The organism is Paenibacillus sp. FSL H8-0282, from assembly GCF_037963825.1.
GTDB classification, from domain to species: Bacteria; Bacillota; Bacilli; order Paenibacillales; family Paenibacillaceae; genus Paenibacillus_AQ; species Paenibacillus_AQ odorifer.
In genome coordinates this window covers 164,786-180,516 of sequence record NZ_CP150146.1, presented here as the reverse complement: position 1 = coordinate 180,516, position 15,731 = coordinate 164,786, and the positions used below count along the sequence as shown (strand labels likewise).

Here is a 15,731-nt window from a genome sequence, read left to right as displayed (position 1 = left end):
TCTCACCTCTTTCTTGATAAGTACTTCGTTCTCATCTATAAGTTATACCCTAGGGTTTCTGTTTATCCAATCCTGCACAAGCTGATAAATGTGATGGCTAAGCTTATCGGTATCATGTCTCAAATAAGTTCGGAATAAAACCAGTTTATCGGCTATAACCTTGTATCCATTGCCATCCAGCGCTTCTTTATCAAGCTGCACCGGGCGCGCGCCCTTCTCGGCGTACTTCGTCTGGACCTGTTCCGGAATCTCACCGTCATTAACAATAACATAATCGAATAAATCGATCCCGATATGATCATATACAGCTTGAAGATGATCGCTGACGGTATAGTTATCCGTTTCACCCGGCTGAGTCATTACGTTGCAGACGAAAATTTTGATAGCATTCGAAGATACAACCGCTTCTGCCAGTTTCGGAACAAGCAGGTTGGGAAGAATGCTCGTATACAGACTGCCAGGACCCAGCAGGATCGCATCTGCATTCCGAATCGCCTCAAGCGCTTCGGGCAACGGTTCTACATCTGGCGGCTCCAAGGACACTCGTCTGATGATCCCGCCAGCTTCAGGGATTTTGGACTCCCCCGTGATAATCGTGCCGTCCGACATTTCTGCATGCAGGATTACAGCCTCACCGGCCGCAGGCAATACCCGGCCGCGAACAGCGAATAATCGACTGAGCTCCCGTACAGCTGTAACGAAATCGCCGGATATATCCGTGAGCGCAGCAAGTATCAAGTTGCCGAGACTATGACCAGCTAGTCCCTCACCCGTGTTGAAACGGTATCTCATAATCTCTGCCATGAGCGGCTCAACATCAGCCATAGCTGTCAATACGTTGCGGATGTCCCCAGGAGGAGGCATTTGCAGTTCACTGCGCAAAATACCTGAGCTTCCCCCATCATCGGCAACGGTAACAATAGCAGTAATATCTAATGGCTTCTCTTTTAAACCACGAAGCATAACAGATAACCCCGTGCCACCGCCCATAACGACGATACGTGGACGCTGTCTTTGTTCTTCAGCCACTATGACCCCTTCTCTCTAGTGCCGATCACGCTCGGAATCCCGATGACTAACGGTTACGGATTCCGTCTCGCTAACGCCCAGCATTTTACCCAAATACTCGGAAATGGCTACGGAACGGTGTTTACCTCCCGTACAGCCAATGCCAATGATAATCTGGGACTTACCTTCCTTACGATATTGCGGAATTAGAAAATGAAGCATATCGAGCAGTTTGGTCAGGAACACCTGTGTTTCAGGCCACTTCATTACATAATCGTAGACTTCACTGTCCTGGCCGGTTTTAGGCCGCAGATGGTCCACATAATGTGGGTTAGGCAAGAAGCGGACATCGAAGACAAGATCTGCATCAATAGGGATACCGTACTTAAATCCGAAGGATGTAATATTGACGGAAAGCGTACTTTTTCCTAGATGCGAAAACCGTGAAACGATCTTCTCCTTAAGCTGCACGGGCTTCATACTGCTGGTATCTAAACATAACGTAGCTGAATTTTTCAATTCTTCAAGCATTTTACGTTCTAGCTTGATACCATCAAGCGGCAGCCCCTTAGGTGCTAATGGATGATGACGTCGACTTTCCTTGTAACGCTGAACAAGTACTGAATCTGTAGCATCCAAAAACAAGATCTCACAGCCAATGGTTGACTCATCCTTGATATAGGCAAGAGACTCAGACAAAGCAGTGAAGAATTCTCGACCACGCAGGTCAATTACAAGGGCTACCTTGGCAATCTTACCCTTCGACTGTTCAATTAGCTCTGCGAACTTGGGAATCAGCACCGGTGGTAAATTATCGACACAGAAGAACCCTAGGTCTTCCAGACTCTGTACAGCAATTGTCTTCCCCGCACCTGACATTCCCGTAATAATAATCAGGGTGGCTCCAGCCGTTGGGGTATTGTCCAATTCGGTCATAAAAGCGTCCCCTCCCTAGATTTAGTATATGAATACTTCCCGTCTTTTAAGAACGCAGCAAAAGGCCGGCAGCCCCAACAATACCTGCGTCATTGCCAAGCTCAGCTGGAATAATCGAAACACCAGTTTGAAGCGGAGCCGGTGTCAATTTCGCAAACACACGACGAACCTCGTCAAATAGAATATCTCCAGCCTTAGACACACCGCCGCCAACGATAAATACTTCAGGGTTAAGCACAGCCGCAACAGAAGCCATGGATTTACCCAGATAGTACGCTGCACGATTCACTATACGGATAGCTACTTCATCGCCAGCCTTAGCCGCATCAAAGACTTCTTTCGCAGCAATCTTCTCTACCATAGAGAGGGAAGTACGATCGCCACGAGCTACTGCATCATTAGCCATGCGGATAATACCTGTAGCGGAGGAAACGGTTTCCAGACAGCCCATGTTGCCACAGCCGCATTGAATAGCTTCCAGATCCGGCACTACTGTGATATGACCAAGCTCACCAGCTAATCCCGCAAAGCCTTGATAAATCTTTCCATTAATAATGATTCCGCCACCGACACCTGTTCCAAGCGTATAGCAGACACAGTTATCAACGCCACGTCCCGCACCGCTCCAAGCTTCGCCCAGTGCAGCCACATTCGCATCATTGTCTATTTTGACAGGCTTGTTCCAACGATCTTCCAAAATGGAACGGATCGGCACATCTCTAAATCCTATGTTAGGCGCAAGGATGATGATTCCTTCACGAATATTTGTGAACCCGGCTACACCCGCTCCTACACCTGCAAGCTGATCCCAAGAGTACGGGGAATCCTCCACAATTTGGCGTACATACTTCTCGATATTATCGATAACAGTATCGACACCCTCTGCAGTTCCTGTAGGTCCCTCATAAGTATGTAGCAGGGTACCTTCAGCATTACAGATTCCAACCTTAATTGCAGTTCCACCCAAATCCACGCCAACGTAGATATTCTCAGACATGTAACAAGCCACCTTTTTTTATACTAAAATAGTTAATCCTAAGTACCAACTATAATAGAAGCCCTCTCTGTGGTCAAGGAAAGACAACACACCCGGGAATTCCTTATTTTAAGAGTATACTCTATTATATTCTAAAAAGACCCCCTTACGCCTAAGTAAGAGAGTCTTGTACCTATATTATTATCTGGAAAATAACCCAACGCACCGATTTATTCTGATAAAATGCGCTTTTGGCCCTCTAATGCTCGGATTGGAGCGATATTCTGTGTGAACTCTAGCGTGCCCATATATTGGCCTGACTCGTCTCGTACAGCGAAGTAACGGATGTAGATAAACTTATCCTTGATATTGATCCAGAAGTCTTCAGCATCCTTACGGCCTGCCTTAAAGTCTTCCAAAAGCTTCTCTACCACATGAACACTTTGCGGGGGATGACAGTTCTGTACTGTACGGCCGATAACCGCTTTAGTTCGGGCAAAGATACGTTCCTTCCCGTGTGAAAAATATCGGACAACATCATTCTCATCAATGAAGGTTAGATCTACAGGAAGATGGTTGAGTACGGTCTCCAGCTGATGCAGTGACAACAACCCTGTCTCAAAACGGATGAACCCGCCTTGCGGCGTAGCTCCTTCTGTTTCTTCCAGCACTGCGCCGTCCGGCTCAGCGGCCCGCTCAGGGATCCACTCCTGCTCCGGTGCGGTTAGGCAGAACCCGATCTCATCGCTCTCCCGGGCGATTTTGACCCATTCATCTTCCGTCAGTTTGTCCAGGGCCATGGGCAATAGAATATTTTCTTCCTTAAAGATCATTTCATTAACTTCCTTGATGATCTCCTCAAGCTGAATGCCTATTTCTGCTGCGTTTCCGCTATAAGTGCTGAGCGCAGCTTTTGCCTCTTTAATCATACGGCGGATATTATCATCCACTCCCCACATTACCTTGGTTGGGCCATAAATGCCGTATTTTTCGAGGTATGGGAACAGCAGATTTTCTTTTCGGCTATAGTGTTTATCAAGATCCAGCAGCAAGCTAAGATCCTCCAACAATTTGAAGATCAGTTCCTCACTATCATTCTTTTGAAACTTTGTTGCGTGCAGATCCATGCGGAAGTTAACAAGTTTTTCGATCTCACGATTCTCCAATTTGAAGGTGTGTACTGGATGGCCTGGCTGCTCCTCGGGCTGGGACGAGCGGTGAATTTGCTCAATAGAGCCTTTAAAAATGGCTGTATGCACCGAACAAAGACGTTGGACCTCGGATACCGGAATTCCTTCTTCGGTCATTAATGAATGCTCCATCGCGGAAATCTCCGCTACGGTAACATCACCCACAGCTTCGGCGAATCGCGCCTTAACCTCTTCTACACTTTTCCCTGCATGCAGCTCTTTAATAATCTCCTTAAGCATAGCCTGGCGACGAGTCTGTTCCGGCACATCAACTTCACGGTTGTTAATCAGTTCGCTCATATTAACACTCCTTTATTAAATAATCCCGAAACCATGACGTTCAAAAGTTTGCTTCACGTGCTCGAGATCCATTTTTTTCAGCTTAATTCCTTTGGATAAGGTCATGAAACGGCCAGCAGTCTGCAGCATGCCAGGCTTGGCAATATCCTTAAAGCCCAGCTCTACCATAATCTCGATGACCTCCGGATGCCGTGATACCATCTCGAATATAGATTCATCCAAACTCAGCACTTTTTCCATCTGACTCTTCTCCTTTATGTGAGAACTATTCTCAATAAAAGATTAGCACAGGCCGTACAGGACCATTGTGATTGCAATCACTAATTCAAAAGAATGCAATTATCGTTCTTTTTAAGACGGATTATGTATGCTGTGAACCTAAAAAAACTGTCCCCTACGCTTAAAAAGCATAAGAGACAGCCTGATTTGTCATTAATTAATGATTTATTATAGCGTTACTCCTGTTTTGAATATGGAGATCTCACGGAAATTATTCTTTTCATTATTAACCCATTCACCGCTGGCCACCGCAATAATATAGTTTATGAAGCTGCGCAGGACCTCATCTGGAGAACCATCTTCCACCAACACACCTGCATTAAAATCGATCCAATGACGTTTGCCTTCATACAATGGGGTATTGGTAGATACCTTCATCGTTGGCACGAATGTACCAAATGGTGTTCCCCGCCCGGTCGTAAAGATCACCAATTGGCAGCCAGCAGCAGCCAGTGCAGAGGAAGCCACAAGATCATTGCCAGGTGCGTTAAGGAGATTTAAGCCTTTATTAGTGATAAGCTCCCCGTACTTGAGGACATCCATAACTGTAGCGTTCCCCGATTTTTGAGTACAACCCAATGATTTATCCTCAAGCGTAGTAATTCCTCCGGCTTTATTCCCTGGAGAAGGATTTTCATATACCGGCTGTTTATAGTCCATAAAATACTGCTTAAAGTCATTAATGAGATCGACAATTTTGTTGAAAATAGTTTCGTCCGCAGCACGTTCCATTAGAATTTTTTCGGCACCAAACATTTCAGGCACTTCTGTCAGTACAGTGGTCCCGCCTTGAGCAGCCATATAATCAGACAGACGTCCAAGGAGCGGATTCGCAGTAATACCGGATAACCCGTCGGAGCCTCCACATTTCAGACCGATCTTCAGCTCGGAGAGTGATACCTCTTCCCGTTGATCGCCTTGGACATTATTATAGATTTCCTTCAGCAGCTTCACGCCTTCTTCAATCTCATTCCCAACCTCCTGGGAGACAAGGAAACGCACACGATCCTCATCATAGCTGCCCAGCATGTCTTTAAAAATATGCAAATTGTTATTCTCACAGCCCAATCCGAGCACAAGCACGCCGCCCGCATTCGGGTGTTTAACCGCGTTAGCCAGAATCGTACGTGTATTGTCATGATCATCGCCCAGCTGGGAGCAACCGTAGTTATGCTTAAGCACGAGCACGTTATCGAAAGGTGCGATATCTCCAACCTCTGCTTTGAAAATATTGATGATCTGCTCCGCCACTCCATTCACACAACCAACAGTAGGGACGATCCACAGCTCATTGCGGATACCTACAGATCCATCAAAGCGCCGATAGCCCTTAAAGGTCAAATTCTCCGCTGCAAAAGGATTCGGCGTCAGCTTCTGCTCAAAGGTATATTCCTCTACCCCTGTTAGGTTTGTCTTAGTGTTATGGGTATGCACCCACTGCCCCGGCGCGATAGACGCTATAGCATGACCAATGGGGTAACCATATTTCAATACATTTTCACCTTCGCTAATGCTGGATAGTGCAATTTTATGGCCTCTAGCGATATCTTCAGTAATTTTAATCTCTTTTGAACCAATCACAATGGTGTCGCCTGCTTTATAGTCTTTTAGTGCAACAGCGACATTATCAGCCTCATTAATCTGCAATACTTCTTTCATCGTCTTGATCATATCATTGTCACCTCCAGGGTATTAGTTGTGTGCCGGTCTCTTCACGAACGCTTTTAAGGCTTGCTTCATGCCATTTTTCTCAATCGCAATCAGTCCTTCTGTCACCTTGTCAGTAAGTCCAGACACTTCATTCAGGTCACAGCCCCAGCGATTGGTTGCGGCAAGTACTTCGACGGCCAGTGCGCGCAGCCCGGTGTCTGTGCCATCCCATCCTCCCCATAAGGAGGCGAACCATTCCAAAATATCCGCATCATCAGCCAGTTGAATGTTTTCTTCCCCTCTGCGTCCTCTATAGAAGGCAATTAATGCGCTCAATGAGAAGACAAGCTTTTCAGGCAATTGTCCTTTGGCCTCTACATATTGCAGTAAAGAAGGCAGATCTCTTGTCTTAAACTTCGATATAGAATTAAGGGAAATGCTCATCAAGTAATGCTGCACATAAGGGTTCAGGAATCTTTCTAATACCGCGTCTGCAAAAGAATTCAATTCCTCTGCCGGCAGATCCAGCGTTGGAATAATCTCATCATAGATTAAGGACTTCACGTACGCCCCAACCTCTTCGTGCTCAATGGCTTCAGCAACCGTATCAATACCGTACAAATACGCTACTGGTGTCATAGCTGTATGAGCTCCGTTTAAAATTCTCACTTTACGAGTGCGATAAGGGGCCATGTCATCCACCACCAGCACATTAAGACCTGCTAGTTCAGCCGGGAACTCCTTTTTAATCCACTGTGGCCCTTCAATCACCCAAAGATGGAATTGCTCGCCGACAACGACCAGCTTATCCTCATAACCCAGCTCTTCTGTAATCTCGGCAATGCTGTCTCTTGGATAACCGGGAACAATGCGGTCCACCAGACTGCAGCAGAAGGTATTAGCTTCATTCAACCAGTTCACAAAACCTTCTCCAAGATTCCACAGCTCAGCATATTTCAAAATAACCTTTTTGAGCTCATCACCATTCCGGTCAATCAGCTCGCATGGAATGATGATAAAACCTTTAGAAGCCTCCCCATTAAAAGTTTGATAACGTTTGTACAATAAGGCCGTCAGCTTGCCTGGGAAACTACTCTGCGGCGTATCGGTTAACTTGTCACCAGCTTCAAAAGCAATTCCCGCTTCAGTAGTATTAGACACGATAAAGCGCAGCTCAGGGTTCTCAGCCAGCTTCATATACTCCTCATGCTGTGAATAGGGATTAAGCGTCCGCGTAATACAATTAATTACCTCGTGTTCTTTTACAGCCGCTCCGTCTTTAATGCCTTGCAGATAAAGGGTATACAGCCCATCCTGATCATTCAGCATTTCTGCCAGTCCGTTAGCCAATGGCTGTACAACAACCACTCCACCATTGAAATCCGTTTTTTGATTCATGGTATGAATCTGCCAATCTACAAAGGCGCGCATGAAATTGCCTTCGCCAAATTGTAGAACCTTCTCAGGATACTGCTTGTAAGCTGTCCAATTATCACTATTTAATCTTTTCATATTAACGCCTCCTAATAGTAAATGCACACGATAAACTTATTAAATAAACTATATAAAATCATATTTATATTACTAATCAATTAAATATATGCACACGTGAAAATTTTAGATAGCAACCCTTTACGAAGGTAAAGGATTAGGCTGCTATGCGCAGCCTCTACTTCTGCAACTTCCTGACTGATTCTCTGGCAATAAGCTCTGTCTCGATCGAGATCCGCCCGTCTTTTTCTGAGGGTTCCTTGACCAAGCTTAACAGCTGGCGAGCGCCTTGCTCACTAATCTTCTCAATAGGACGTTTGACCGTGGTGAGTGAAGGATTGGCAAAAAGTGAAAACCCAATGTCGTCAAAACCAACAACAGAGATATCATTTGGCACCTGCAGCCCTCGCTCAAACACGCCTTTCATAGCCCCGATCGCCATATCATCATTGGAGCAAAATACAGCCGTCGGTGGCTTCTCGAGATCCAGCAGCTTGCCCATCGCCTCATATCCACTTTGCATATCATAACTACCGCTTATCATGTAGTCATTACGAACAGGGATATTATGGTCAATCAAAGCTTTTATAAAGCCATCTCTGCGTTCCTGTGTGGATTTAAAGCCCTCGACACCTTCAATAATTGCAATGTCTTGATGCCCGTTTTCGATCAGGTATTTGCCTGCATTATAAGCACCTTCCCGGTCGTTCGAGATGATGTTGATAATGGAACGGTCATCAATTTCCCGGTTCAGCACAACGATTGGAATGCCTTGCTGGACAACATGGTAAATGAATTTATTATCTGCTTCACTCTGGCTCATTAGAATAATTCCATCAAAACGTTTGCGATGAATAGAGGAGTAATCCGCATAATCGTCGATCCCACGGATGAACAGATTGTACTCTACATCTATGACCCTATTTACACCACGAATCGTATCAGAGAAGAAACCAGAAGTTGTGCCGTTGGCAATACTCGTGAAGAACAGACCAATGGTATAGGATCGCTGCATCACAAGGCTTTTGGCATTGTAATTAGGGACGTAACCCACTTGCGCAGCGATCTCGGCAATTTTTTTACGTGTGACCTCTTTAATTAGTGGACTATTGTTAAGTGCTCTCGATACAGTTGTATGCGATACATTCGCCAATTTGGCGATATCCTTGATTGTAGGTGCCATGGGTCAACCTTCCTTATTAAACGGGTTTGGCTCTTCCATGTAAGGATATCATAACGATTACCTAGTCACCAATGCCTGTTTCGAGAAATTAAAATAATGATCAGCGTTATTGTAACAGATGTTCTCAATCATACTGCCCAGTAACTCCATATCATCCGGGGCTTCTCCAGCTTCTACCCAAGAGCCTACTAGATCACACAAGATTCTTCTAAAGTACTCATGTCTGGTATACGATAAAAAGCTTCTGGAGTCTGTTAACATCCCAACAAATTGGCTAAGTACGCCTAGATTAGCAAGTGTCTTCATCTGTTCCAGCATGCCGTCTTTATTATCGTTGTACCACCATGCGGTTCCGAATTGAATCTTCCCTGGAATACCGCCGCCCTGGAAGCTGCCCATTAGACTGGCAATAACATGATTATCATTAGGGTTCAATGAGTACAAAATGGTCTTAGGCAACGCATTCTCACGATCCAGCGCATCGAGCAGACCCGCCAAAGGCTTAGCAATCACGCCGTCATTGATAGAATCATAACCCGTGTCAGGTCCGAGACGTCCGAACATTACGCTGTTGTTATTCCGTAGCGCATGAATATGGAATTGCATCGCCCAATCCAGCTCGTTATACAATTTGCCGAGGAATACTAGCGTGAATCCTTTATATTTCTTTTCTTCACTCTCACTTACAGTGCCTTCATAAAGTGCTTTAGCGAATATAGCTGTAGCTTCCTCCAAGGTAGTAGGCTCAAACATTACCGCATCCAAAGCATGGTCAGATACACGGCCGGCTCTGGCGTGGAAGAATCTCACTCTGCTCTCCAATGCTGCAAGAAACTGTCCGTAATTCTTAACAGCCATTCCCGAAACTTCGCTTAGCTGAGCTACCCAAGGCTGGAAGGTAGGACGGTTGATTTCAAGCGCTTTATCTGGCCGGAATCCCGGCACAACGCTAGCATTGAATCCACTCAGATTACTGATTTTCTCATGATATTCCAGATTATCTACAGGATCATCGGTAGTACAAACCGTAGTCACCTTCGATTTAATGATCAAATCTCTTGCTCCGTATCCTTCACCCTGTAACTGTCTATTCACTTCATCCCAAATTTTTGGTGCGTTAGCTTCATTCAGCAACTCATATACACCGAAGAAACGTTGCAGCTCCAGATGCGTCCAATGGTATAGCGGATTCCCGATAATCATCGGAACCGTTCTAGCCCAAGCTAAAAATTTATCATAATCACTGGCATCGCCAGTAATGAATTTCTCTTCTATACCGTTAGCGCGCATCACTCTCCATTTATAATGGTCGCCATACAGCCAAGCTTCGGTGATATTGTTGAACGTTTTGTTCTCATAAATTTCTTTTGGACTGAGGTGGCAATGATAATCGATAATGGGCATGTCTTTCGCATGATGATGAAACAGCTTAATTGCGGTCTCGCTCGACAATAGGAAGTTCTCATCCATGAATTTTTTACTCATGAGGTTTGCTGCTCTCCTTTAAGTTCGAATGGGAGTTACACAAAGTTTAACGTGAACATTTATTCAATCGGTCGATTTCTTAATAAATATTTTAAACTTAAAATTATTGATTATAATAGGGTTTGTATAAATTGTTCACGTTAACATTATATCTTCATTGTAAACGTATTTTTAAAATGCGCAAGTCTTTTTATAAAGACATTGTTACAGTTATTTTAACTTCCGAGCGGTAATAAATAAACAACATATTTAATATCTGGACACGGCCCCGCCAATATTGAAAAAAGCAGGCAACCCTTTAGAAAAAGGATAACCTGCTTATATGTCATCGACTACGATTTCTCGCAAAATTAACTATCCAGTGTTTCGCTCCAGTCATGCACCATCGTGCCCTCTAGGTACTTCTCAGCATCCATTGCTGCCATACAGCCAGATCCCGCTGCGGAAATTGCCTGACGATAACGGGTATCCTGCACGTCGCCACAAGCGAATACGCCCGGGATGTTCGTTTCTGTCGTTCCAGGGTTGACCACAATGTAGCCGTTGGTATCGGTCGTAATTTGCCCCCCTAAAAATCCGGTGTTCGGCGTGTGCCCAATCGCGACAAACACTCCGTCCGCTTCGATGAGTTCATCAATTCCCGTCTCATTGTTGCGAACCGTCAGCCCCTTAACGCCAGACTCGTCGGTTGTAACCTCAAGCGGTGTACGGTTAAGAGCCCACGATACCTTACTGTTATCCCGTGCGCGAGCCTGCATAATCTTCGAAGCCCTAAGCTCATCACGACGGTGAACCAATGTTACATTGGAAGCGAACCGGGTTAAAAAGCTGGCTTCTTCCATCGCAGAATCTCCACCACCGACGACAATAATCTTTTTGCCACGGAAAAAGAATCCGTCACAAGTAGCACAAGTGCTGACCCCACGGCCCACATTCTCCTGCTCCCCGGGGATTCCTAAATATCTGGCAGATGCGCCGGTTGAGATGATCACTGACTCCGCCTCTAATACTCCCAATCCATCTACAGTCACTTTAAATGGACGCTGTGAAAAATCAACTGAATCCACCCAACCATTCTTAAATTCAGCCCCAAAACGTTCAGCCTGCTTGCGCATGTTGTCCATTAAATCCGGGCCTAGAATTCCTTCAGGAAAGCCTGGGAAGTTCTCGACTTCTGTTGTCGTTGTCAGTTGTCCACCTGGTTGCATACCTTCAATCACAAGTGGGTTTAGGTTGGCACGTGCCAAATAAATTGCAGCAGTAAGCCCGGCTGGGCCTGTTCCGATTACAATCGTTTTGTACATAACAGTGGCCTCCTCACAATAGGGTTTATTTAGAAGAAACGGGCCCTTTTTTGGCAAGCATAGCCGCCTTCGGTGCCCCTATAAGGAACATTAGCGTTACGCAAGACATATAAAAAGGGCTCCGTTTCTACGAAATACTACATGATCGATTTAGATATTCTCGGTAAATGGCGGAAGGCTGTCGCTCACACTTCCCTCGAAACTACATTCCTCATCTATGCGCCGAGCATAACGACTGACCATAGAAACGGAAACATTGTAACGCTGGGCTACTTCACGGTAGGTGACCGGCAGGTTATGCGTTTTAGCGATTAGATATTCTAAAGCAGCACACCAGCCACTCGCATGACGGATAAACGGAACATCCGGATAAAGGCTGCTCAGAAATTGCTTCCACAGTAATTCAGCATCTTTTTTGTGGATTGCATCATATCTTCGATCCATCATACTAAGGGTCTGGTCGATAACTTTCTGCCAATCCTCTCTCCATTCCGGCAGTCCCTTCAGACGCGGGGAAGAGGTTTCTTTGACTTCCTGAAGAACATTCTCTTCAGGAACACTTCCAATCAGCCGCTGCAGACTAAGAAGTGCCGCTTCTTGCAGCTTTTCTTCCTGCAAGGGCTGCTGCTTTAGAAGTCCTTGCAGAATTTCGGACATCTCTTCATCTTCGATCCACCGAAGAGCTTCTGTAACCTGAAGCTTCGTATTGGCATCCCCGTAGCGGAGCGCCCAGAAGAAGGAAGAGCGAAGCAGCGGATTGTTCCGTACCTCTTCGGTAAAGCTGCCCTTGTTGTCCTTCCACAGCTTCAGCTGCTCCTGAAAAGGAAGCTGATAGTTGTAGCTGACCAGCGACAGCGTTTTACCTTCCCCCTGCGCCTGCTGCAGCTGAGCCAGAAAAAATCTCGGCACAGCCGATTCCGGATCGAGCTTAGCCGACTTCTGCCAGCAGCGTTGGGCTTCTGTATACAGGCCACTATTGCTGGCAGCTGCCGCACAGTAATGATAGAGACTGGCGTCGCCACCGACCTCTTCATCCTTCAACAGACGTCTAAAATGGCCATAGGCGGTTCTATGGCGTCCCAGAATCCCCATGGTGGTGGCCATTTTGAACAAATGCTCCTGATGAAACGGAATGGTGGTCTCCAGAAGGCGTAACAATCCATCCAGTTGCCCGCGGTCACCTTCATACTGAAGGAAGATCGCTAAGTTACATAGTGCATGCAAATTCCCGGAATCCAGCTCCAGCACCCGCATAATACATTCCTTAGCTTTGGTAAAACGACCCATGTAAAAATACGCTAGGGCTAGGTTGTTATGTGCCGCCAGGAAGTCAGGCGTATTGCTCACAATCTCTTCAAGCAAAGTGACGGCTTGTGTAAACTTGCCCTCCTCCAACAGTGCTCGGGCTCGCTCATGCTCTATTACACCTTCCCGGCTTCTAATCCGGATAAGTGGAGCAGGACGGTCCAGCTCATATTGCAGCAGCTCCATCAATTCTTCCGATTCGGCCAGAAATTCACCGTTCACATCTTCTTCGAGATAAGTGACGAGTGAGCGTTCTGCCTCCTCATAGCTTTCCATATTGGCGAAGTTGTTAGCCATATAGAAATAACATTCCGTCATTGCCGGATCAATATTCTCCAGTACATGGGTTAAAATGTCGTTGGACGCTTCATAATTACCCATTTCTGATAATACGCCAGCCACGTTGCAATGATTGACCGGATTCTCCGGCTCGTACTCTACAGCTTTGCGAAAATTCTTTAATGCCTTATCATATTGAAAGCGATCCAAGGACCGAACGGCTCTTTCAAAGAAAAAATTGGCATTCAGAGTTACAGGAATCACATTATCATTCCCCAATTCATACTCTGAAGTTCTCTCAATCATGGAAGCAAGGCACCTCCCTTATAAGAAGCTTCCTTATACTAACGAAAAATAGGAGGGCGGCGCCCTATGGGGTATGCCGGAGCTCCATCCTTAATCGCTATTCCGTTCCCTTATTGGGCGCGGGTATCTCCACACAGTATACCACATGTGACAGCGAGAATCTCAAGTTGAGAAAGACTCTACCACTCTGCTTACAACATCTTTTTTGACAAAAAATAAAAAAGACGGGGAATTAAATTCCCGCGTCTCTAAATAGCTTATCGATTGAACCACCCTCAAGGATGATGTGCGTAGCCTGGGCAAGCATCGGTGCAACAGATAATACCGTAAACCGACTTGAATGGTCATCAGGCAGTGCAATAGAATCTGTCGTAACCACTTCCTGAATAGAAGGATGGTCAAGCCGCTGTAGCGCGGGCCCTGAGAATAATCCGTGCGTCGCGCAGACAATACTGTCCTTCGCACCTCTCTCCTTCAGACCTTCTACCACATTCACAATGGTCGTCCCAGTATCGATCAGATCCTCAATAATGATAGGTGTCCGTCCCTCGACATCACCAATGACATGAGTGATTACCGATTCATTATGGGCTGGGCGCTTCTTGATCATAATGGCAAAAGGTGAATCCAGCTTATTCGCCAGCTTCTCAGCCATAGACGCACGCCCTGCATCCGGGGAAACAATGACCAGATCAGACATTGCCTTGGCTTTCAAATGGCTGCTGATCAAATCGAGTGCAGTCAGATGATCGACCGGAATGTTGAAAAAGCCTTGAATCGCCGCTGCGTGCAAATCGATGGTGATTACGCGGGTTGCTCCAGCGGTCGTCAGCACATCAGCCACCATCTTAGCCGAGATCGGCTCACGAGGTGCGGACTTCCGCTCCTGCCGAGCATATCCATAATACGGCACAATAATGTTCACTGTACGAGCTGAAGCCCGTTTGGCAGCATCTATCATCACCAGCAGCTCCACGAACATCTCATTAATGGGATGCGAAAGGGATTGCACCAAAAATACGTCGCAGTTCCGGATGCTTTCTTCGTAATGCACGTAAATCTCGCCGCTCATGAAACGGGTCAGCTTTATCTGCCCCAATTCAACACCAAGTCGCTCCGCAATATCAGCCGCTAACTTTGGATTCGACGAACCGGAAAAAATACGTAATTGTTGATGATGCATAATACCCTCCTGCGGATTATAAATTATTATAGTTTGAACTGAACAGTGGTACGGCGGCGTCCCTCAAATACAGCCAGCTCACGAAAACCAGTGTGCCAAAGCATACTACGCGCCTCTTGCAGCCCGTCCCCCAGCTTGGTAGGATCATGTGCATCAGAGCCTAATGTCAGTGGTATGCCGAGCTTTAGGGCCTCCTGTAGCAGATGCTCCGCCGGGAACATCTCAGCGCAAGGCTTCGTAAGTCCGGAAGCATTCAGCTCCATGGCGATTCCGCTATCCGCTATAACCTTTAAGGTCTCTAGCTCCAGCGCCCTCACCTCAGCCTTGCCCTCCGGTGTTTGTGGACCATAACCGAACCGTTTAATAACATCCATATGTCCTATAATATCATATAATCCCGATAACGCCGACTTCTTTACCGCATCGTAATAAAGACGATACACCTCTAGCGCATCTCTGCCTTCCCAACCATGAACCTGGCGGTGATCCGTAATATCCCACTCCCCAAGAAAATGTACAGAACCTATAAGATAATCCCATGGATACGGCGACAAAATCTCGCGGATTTGCTCTTCGTAGCCTTCGATATAATCGGCTTCCAGCCCCACCCGCAGATCTATGACTCCACGGTAACGCTCCTTTAGGGTTAGACATTCCTCCACATAACGAGGCAGTTCAGCCATTGGCATAGCCATTTCAGGATAATAGCTGGCGGGATCTACGTGGATTAGCGGCAAGTGGTCGGATAACCCCAGCTGCTGAAGTCCAAGCTCTATCCCGCGCTGTACATACTCCTCAAGCTTACCCACGGCATGGCCACAGCGTTCATGATGCGTGTGGTAATCAATATGCATCA

At 46.2% G+C, this 15,731-nt stretch carries 13 protein-coding genes; all 13 read right to left on the bottom strand.

Going from position 1 to position 15,731, the window contains the following annotated elements:
• Positions 1 to 42: 42 nt before the first annotated feature.
• The 13 genes from NST94_RS00875 to hisJ all read right to left on the bottom strand — a co-directional run bounded on the left by NST94_RS00875 (position 43) and on the right by hisJ (position 15,729).
• Positions 43 to 990, bottom strand: coding sequence for a YvcK family protein (locus NST94_RS00875; protein WP_169744815.1), 948 nt, complete (start codon positions 988 to 990; stop codon positions 43 to 45).
• Between the two features lie 54 nt (positions 991 to 1,044).
• Complete coding sequence (gene rapZ / locus NST94_RS00870) at positions 1,045 to 1,944, bottom strand: RNase adapter RapZ (RefSeq protein WP_076126855.1); 900 nt, start codon at positions 1,942 to 1,944, stop codon at positions 1,045 to 1,047.
• Between the two features lie 46 nt (positions 1,945 to 1,990).
• Positions 1,991 to 2,941: an ROK family glucokinase gene (locus NST94_RS00865; protein WP_036687097.1), complete on the bottom strand. Its 951-nt coding sequence runs from the start codon at positions 2,939 to 2,941 to the stop codon at positions 1,991 to 1,993.
• Between the two features lie 209 nt (positions 2,942 to 3,150).
• Positions 3,151 to 4,410, bottom strand: coding sequence for a DUF438 domain-containing protein (locus tag NST94_RS00860; protein ID WP_076126854.1), 1,260 nt, complete (start codon positions 4,408 to 4,410; stop codon positions 3,151 to 3,153).
• Between the two features lie 15 nt (positions 4,411 to 4,425).
• On the bottom strand, positions 4,426 to 4,650 hold the full coding sequence (locus NST94_RS00855; protein ID WP_076126852.1) for a DUF1858 domain-containing protein: 225 nt from the start codon (positions 4,648 to 4,650) through the stop codon (positions 4,426 to 4,428).
• 207 nt (positions 4,651 to 4,857) lie between these two features.
• Positions 4,858 to 6,348, bottom strand: coding sequence for an altronate dehydratase family protein (locus tag NST94_RS00850; protein WP_076219204.1), 1,491 nt, complete (start codon positions 6,346 to 6,348; stop codon positions 4,858 to 4,860).
• A 33-nt stretch (positions 6,349 to 6,381) separates the two neighbouring features.
• The gene (locus NST94_RS00845) at positions 6,382 to 7,851 is read right to left on the bottom strand and encodes a tagaturonate reductase (protein WP_076303373.1); all 1,470 of its coding nucleotides are present in this window, start codon (positions 7,849 to 7,851) and stop codon (positions 6,382 to 6,384) included.
• Between the two features lie 157 nt (positions 7,852 to 8,008).
• A complete protein-coding gene (locus NST94_RS00840) occupies positions 8,009 to 9,013 on the bottom strand; it encodes a LacI family DNA-binding transcriptional regulator (protein ID WP_076105201.1) in 1,005 nt (334 codons plus the stop codon).
• 57 nt (positions 9,014 to 9,070) lie between these two features.
• A complete protein-coding gene (uxaC, locus tag NST94_RS00835; protein ID WP_076192647.1) occupies positions 9,071 to 10,498 on the bottom strand; it encodes a glucuronate isomerase in 1,428 nt (475 codons plus the stop codon).
• 350 nt (positions 10,499 to 10,848) lie between these two features.
• Positions 10,849 to 11,802: a thioredoxin-disulfide reductase gene (gene trxB, locus NST94_RS00830; RefSeq protein WP_036687084.1), complete on the bottom strand. Its 954-nt coding sequence runs from the start codon at positions 11,800 to 11,802 to the stop codon at positions 10,849 to 10,851.
• A 150-nt stretch (positions 11,803 to 11,952) separates the two neighbouring features.
• A complete protein-coding gene (locus tag NST94_RS00825) occupies positions 11,953 to 13,692 on the bottom strand; it encodes a tetratricopeptide repeat protein (RefSeq protein ID WP_076303374.1) in 1,740 nt (579 codons plus the stop codon).
• A 232-nt stretch (positions 13,693 to 13,924) separates the two neighbouring features.
• Entirely contained in the window at positions 13,925 to 14,875 is a 951-nt protein-coding gene (locus tag NST94_RS00820; protein WP_036687083.1) for a ribose-phosphate pyrophosphokinase, read from the bottom strand.
• Positions 14,876 to 14,901: 26 nt separating this feature from the next.
• Entirely contained in the window at positions 14,902 to 15,729 is an 828-nt protein-coding gene (gene hisJ / locus NST94_RS00815; RefSeq protein WP_076303375.1) for a histidinol-phosphatase HisJ, read from the bottom strand.
• Positions 15,730 to 15,731: the final 2 nt, after the last annotated feature.